This window comes from Cellulosimicrobium cellulans (assembly GCF_042723955.1).
GTDB lineage: Bacteria > Actinomycetota > Actinomycetes > Actinomycetales > Cellulomonadaceae > Cellulosimicrobium > Cellulosimicrobium cellulans_H.
This window is the reverse complement of the sequence record NZ_JBHXIC010000028.1, coordinates 1-4,762: the sequence shown is the minus strand read 5'-3', so window position 1 is coordinate 4,762 and position 4,762 is coordinate 1. Positions and strand designations below refer to the sequence as shown.

Sequence of the window (4,762 nt, the reverse complement as noted above, 5' to 3'; positions counted from 1 at the left end):
TGCATCGCGGTGACCGCGCCGGTCGACGTACCGGTCGTCGGCGGGGGGCACCGGGCGCTCGCCGCGGGGCCGGACCGGGGCCGCTTGGCCTCCCGCGCGGCGCCCCCCGCCGGGGGGGGCGCCCCCCCCCGAGCCCGTGGGCTCCCGCGGTAGGACTTGAACCTACGACCGTCCGATTAACAGTCGGATGCTCTGCCAGCTGAGCTACGCGGGATCGATCATGGCCGTCGCGGTGTGCACCGCAGCGACCGGGGAAAACTCTAGCAGGCTCAGAGGGGTAGTCCGGACGCCGACCGGACCCGCCCCTCCGCCGCGTCCACGCGGGCCGTCACCTCGGGGTCGGTCAGGTCGACGCCGGGGTCCGCGACGACCTGCGAGAAGAGCTCGCCGTCGCCGTCACGCCGCACCGCGACCCGCGCGGTGAGCCCTGCGGCGAACGTCACGGTCTCCGACAGGACCACCGACGACTGCACGCGCTCGCGCAGGGTCTGGGCGAGCGACGTCCGGCGCGCGTCGGCGAGCCGGAGGGCCAGGGGAGCGCTGCCGTCGACCCACGAGACCGTGATCGTGGCCGTCTCGGGCGCGTACCCCGCCCGGTCGACGTCCGACCACGGACGGCGCGCGACGGTCGTGCCCGTCGGGTCGCTCGTGAGGAGCTCGGTACGCGTCGCGACCGCCCACGAGCCGTCGGTCAGCTCGGCCGAGGCGAGCACGCGGTCGTCCGCCGGGACGTCGAGCGCACGGCGGACCGGGTCGGGCAGGCTGGGACGGCGGAACCAGGACACGTCCCCACCGTAGCCGCTCCGGGTCGGCCCGCGGGACGGGCGGTATGCTCGCCCGCGCGCCCCGTTAGCTCAGCTGGTCAGAGCAGGAGACTCATAATCTCTCGGTCGCGGGTTCAAGTCCTGCACGGGGCACCATCGGGCTGATCCGTCCATCTCCGCTCCGCTCCGCGGATGCGGTGCGCGGCACCGCGCGGTGTCATGGCCCCATGACGGTGCGGATCAAGCGGGTGTACGAGCCGGCCGACGAGGGCGACGGGTTCCGTGTGCTCGTCGACCGCCTGTGGCCGCGCGGCGAGACCAAGGAGAAGGCGCACGTGGACCTGTGGCTCAAGGAGGTCGCTCCGTCGACCGAGCTGCGGCGCTGGTTCCACCACGAGGAGCGGCTGTTCGACGAGTTCGCCGAGCGGTACCGGGCCGAGCTCGACGCGAACGGCGAGGCGGTGGGGGAGCTGCGGGACGTCGTCGAGCAGCATCCCGTGGTGACGCTCGTGTACGGGGCGAAGGACGAGGAGCACAACCAGGCGGTCGTGCTCCGGGACTACCTGGCGGCGACTGCCCCCTCCTGACCGTCGCGGTGGACGGCCGGCGCGGCCCGCCGACCGGGTGACTCCGGGCCGCGGCGGAGGTCGCGGTCGAGGGCGCGGCGCAGCCGCGGGCCGAGCGGACGTTCGACGGCGCGGTGGATCGCCCAGGCGAGCACCAGGCACACGGCGACGGCCACGGCCAGCGTCGCCGCCCGGGACAGGTACGGGTGCACGGACTCGATCACCCACCGCCCCCACGACGAGTGGACGAGGTAGAGCGGGTACGTCAGGGCGCCGAGCGCGGTGAGCCAGCCCCAGGAGACCCGGGCGAGCGGGGTGAGCGTCGCGGCGGCGACGACGGCGAAGCACAGGACGATCGCGACCCACCACACGGTCGGGGACACGACGACGTCGGTGCTGTTCTCGATGCGGGCCGCCTGGATCCTGCCCGAGACGGCGGCCGCGAGCACCACGTCGAGCGCGAGCGCCAGCCACAGGACCGGCGAGCGGCGCTCCCGTGTGAGGAGGTAGAGCACCATCCCGCCGGCGAAGAGCGGGGCGTCGGGCGCGACGAGGACGGTCGCGACGAGCTCGGAGCCCGTCTGCGTGGCGATCGCCCCCGCGACCGGCCACAGCACGACGAACGCGAGCACCCGCGCGCGAGTGAGCCCGACGGCCACGAGCACGCCGACGAGGACGTAGAACCGCAGCTCGGACCAGAGCGTCCAGTAGACGGCCTCCAGGTCCGGGATCCCGAACGCGCGCTGGACCATGGTGAGGTTGGCCGCCGCCTGAGGGAGGTCGATGTCGCGGCGCCCGGGGATGACCAGGACGAGCAGCAGCAGGGTGAGGATGACCGCCGCCCAGTACGCGGGGAACAGTCGCCCGGCGCGCGAGGCGACGAAGCCGCGCACGTCCCGTCCCCACGCGGTCATGAGGATGACGAACCCGGACACGACGAAGAAGAGCTGGACGCCGAAGGAGCCGAAGGCGGCGACGCCCTGCGCGCCCGGCAGGGAGTCGCTCGTCCGCTCGCCCCACGCATGGTGGTTGACGGCGACGAAGTGATACACGAGCACCGCCGCAGCGGCCGCGAACCGGAGTCCGTCGAGCACGGCGAGGCGCGGAGTCGTCGAGGGCATTCGAGGCACGTTACCAAACCGTGATCTGAAGGACCTGGGAGTGCCGTTCGACGTGCGTGCACGGCGCAGGGCTGGCACCGTGTCCGGGCCGGAGAACCCGGCGACGCTGGGGGCGGCGTCCCGACGACCGAGGAGGTCCAGTGGCACCGAGCATCAGCTCGACGGGCAAGGCGGCAGCGCGAGGCGCACGGGGCAGCAGGATGCTCGAGCTCCTGGCGCGTGCCGGGTACGCGGTCAGCGGTGTGCTCCACCTCGTGGTGGGCGTCCTTGCGGTCCAGGTCGCCACGGGCTCGGCGTCGAGCGAGCAGGCGGACCAGACCGGCGCTCTCACCGCCATCGCGCAGACTCCGGGCGGGACCGCCCTCCTCTGGTTCGCCGTCGTGGCGTTTGCCGCGCTCGCGCTGTGGCAGCTCACCGTGGCGGTGAGCGGCGCCGCCGAGACGTCCGACCGGCTCAAGGCCGCCGGCAAGGCCGTCCTCTACCTCGCGCTCGGGGTGCTCGCCGTGCAGGTCGTGAACGGGTCGGCGGGCGGTTCCGGCCGGGAGGAGAGCATGACGGCGACGCTCATGCAGAAGCCGGGCGGCGTCCTGCTCGTCGGTGCCGTCGGCGTCGGGATCGTCGCCGCCGGGGTCTACCACGTGGTCAAGGGCTGGCGGAAGAGGTTCCTCGAGGACCTGCAGGGTGGCACGGGAGGGAACGTCGGTCGCGCGGTCGTGACGCTCGGCCGGGTCGGCTACATCGCCAAGGGCGTCGCGCTCGGCGTTCTCGGCGCGCTCTTCGTCGTGGCCGCCGTGCAGCACGACCCGGAGCAGGCGGGCGGGCTCGACACCGCGTTCGCGACCCTCGCCGCCCAGCCGTTCGGCGCGGTGCTGCTCGTCGCCGTGGGGCTCGGGTTCGCCGCGTACGGGCTCTACTCCTTCGCCCGCGCCCGGTACGCCCGCATGTGACGCGGCGGACAGGCGCGCCGGCCGTGAGGCCGGCCGCCCGTCCGCGCGCGCATGGAAGAATGGCGCCCATGGCGATGAGAGAGATCCGGACCATCCCGGACCCCGTGCTCCGCACCCCCTGCGACGAGATCACCACCATCGACGACCGCGTGCGCTCGCTCGTCGCGGACCTCGTCGAGACCGTCGACCACGAGGGCCGCGCGGGCCTCGCCGCCAACCAGATCGGCGTGAACCTCCGGGCGTTCTCCTGGAACATCGACGACGAGATCGGGTACGTGCTCAACCCGCGCATCGTCGAGCTCTCCGACGACTACCAGGACGGCGACGAGGGCTGCCTCTCCGTGCCCAACCTCTGGTACCCGACGCGCCGTGCCTGGTACGCGCGCGTCGTGGGGACGGACCTCGACGGCAACGAGGTCGTCGTAGAGGGCACCGAGCTCATGGCCCGCTGCCTCCAGCACGAGTGCGACCACCTGGACGGCATGCTCTACCTCGACCGTCTCGACCGCTCCGTGCGCAAGAAGGCGATGCGGGAGCTGCGCGCCCACCTGTGACGACGCGCGTCGCCTGACCGCGGCCGGGCACGCCCGGCGAATCTCTCGCGCGAACGCGCGATGTCGTGCAAGATGGGCACGAGACACGCCGCGACGTACGTGTGACGTGCTGTGACACCACCCTCGGTGAGGACGTTGGGGAAGACGCAACCTCGACCTAGGGAGGCAGACATGGCCGGTGCCATCACCCGCGGTGTTCTTTACGTGCACTCAGCACCGCGTGCTCTGTGCCCGCACATGGAGTGGGCCGCGGGCAACGTCCTCGGCGTGCGCGTGTCGCTCGACTGGACCGAGCAGCCCGCCGCGCGCGGCCTCTACCGGGCCGAGTACTCGTGGCAGGGCCCGCAGGGGACGGGGGCCAAGCTCGCCTCCGCGCTGCGCGGCTGGTCCCACCTGCGCTACGAGGTCACCGAGGAGCCCAGCCACGGGGTGGACGGCGGTCGCTGGTCCCACACGCCCGACCTCGGCATCTTCTACGCCCAGACCGACGTGCACGGCAACATCGTCGTCCCCGAGGACCGTATCCGCGCCGCCCTCGAGCAGGTGAGCGAGCCGTGGGCCATGCGCGACGCCCTGCACCTCGCGCTCGGCAAGGCGTGGGACGACGAGCTCGAGCCGTTCCGCTACGCCGGGGCCGGCGCCCCGGTGCGCTGGCTCCACCGTGTCGGCTGACGCCGCGCGCTGGCTCCACCGCGTCGGCTGACGCCGCTCGCCGCCTGCACCACGACACGACGGAGGGGGGGGGCCGCCGGGGGGGCCCCCGGCGCGCCGGGGGGGCGCGGGGGCACACCCCAAAGCACCCGGGGTGTG

6 protein-coding genes and 2 tRNA genes are annotated in these 4,762 nt (G+C 73.4%); 5 read left to right on the top strand and 3 right to left on the bottom strand.

The genetic code is table 11. The features are described from left to right. Positions 1-141: 141 nt before the first annotated feature. Both ACFWH7_RS09835 and ACFWH7_RS09830 read right to left on the bottom strand, forming a co-directional pair. Positions 142-214: transfer RNA gene (locus ACFWH7_RS09835), tRNA-Asn, on the bottom strand. A gap of 55 nt (positions 215-269) precedes the next feature. Continuing rightward, complete coding sequence (locus tag ACFWH7_RS09830; protein ID WP_378216328.1) at positions 270-785, bottom strand: hypothetical protein; 516 nt, start codon at positions 783-785, stop codon at positions 270-272. Positions 786-843: 58 nt separating this feature from the next. Between ACFWH7_RS09830 and ACFWH7_RS09825 the strand changes: the two genes are divergently transcribed. Continuing rightward, positions 844-920, top strand: a tRNA-Ile gene (locus tag ACFWH7_RS09825). A 71-nt stretch (positions 921-991) separates the two neighbouring features. Next, positions 992-1,351 carry a DUF488 domain-containing protein gene (locus ACFWH7_RS09820; protein ID WP_378216327.1) on the top strand — a complete coding sequence of 120 codons (360 nt, stop codon included), beginning with the start codon at positions 992-994 and terminating at the stop codon, positions 1,349-1,351. Here the strand turns inward: ACFWH7_RS09820 and ACFWH7_RS09815 are convergent. After that, positions 1,324-2,451, bottom strand: coding sequence for an acyltransferase family protein (locus tag ACFWH7_RS09815; RefSeq protein ID WP_378216325.1), 1,128 nt, complete (start codon positions 2,449-2,451; stop codon positions 1,324-1,326). The two genes, ACFWH7_RS09820 and ACFWH7_RS09815, sit on opposite strands and share 28 nt — an antisense overlap. 140 nt (positions 2,452-2,591) lie before the next feature. On the opposite strand from ACFWH7_RS09815, the gene ACFWH7_RS09810 reads away from it, so the two are divergent. The 3 genes from ACFWH7_RS09810 to ACFWH7_RS09800 all read left to right on the top strand — a co-directional run bounded on the left by ACFWH7_RS09810 (position 2,592) and on the right by ACFWH7_RS09800 (position 4,624). Beyond that, positions 2,592-3,398 (top strand): DUF1206 domain-containing protein, encoded by an 807-nt coding sequence (locus ACFWH7_RS09810; protein WP_378216323.1) that lies wholly within the window; start codon positions 2,592-2,594, stop codon positions 3,396-3,398. Positions 3,399-3,466: 68 nt separating this feature from the next. After that, positions 3,467-3,952: a peptide deformylase gene (gene def, locus ACFWH7_RS09805; RefSeq protein ID WP_047233027.1), complete on the top strand. Its 486-nt coding sequence runs from the start codon at positions 3,467-3,469 to the stop codon at positions 3,950-3,952. Between the two features lie 171 nt (positions 3,953-4,123). Continuing rightward, positions 4,124-4,624 carry a DUF3145 domain-containing protein gene (locus ACFWH7_RS09800; RefSeq protein ID WP_047233028.1) on the top strand — a complete coding sequence of 167 codons (501 nt, stop codon included), beginning with the start codon at positions 4,124-4,126 and terminating at the stop codon, positions 4,622-4,624. Positions 4,625-4,762: the final 138 nt, after the last annotated feature.

Excerpts from the sequence above, each read along its gene's own strand:
- ACFWH7_RS09800 (WP_047233028.1), top strand. The coding sequence starts at position 4,124 with ATGGCCGGTGCCATCACCCGCGGTGTTCTTTACGTGCACTCAGCACCG.
- ACFWH7_RS09815 (WP_378216325.1), bottom strand. The coding sequence starts at position 2,451 with ATGCCCTCGACGACTCCGCGCCTCGCCGTGCTCGACGGACTCCGGTTC.
- def (WP_047233027.1), top strand. The coding sequence starts at position 3,467 with ATGGCGATGAGAGAGATCCGGACCATCCCGGACCCCGTGCTCCGCACC.
- ACFWH7_RS09820 (WP_378216327.1), top strand. The coding sequence starts at position 992 with ATGACGGTGCGGATCAAGCGGGTGTACGAGCCGGCCGACGAGGGCGAC.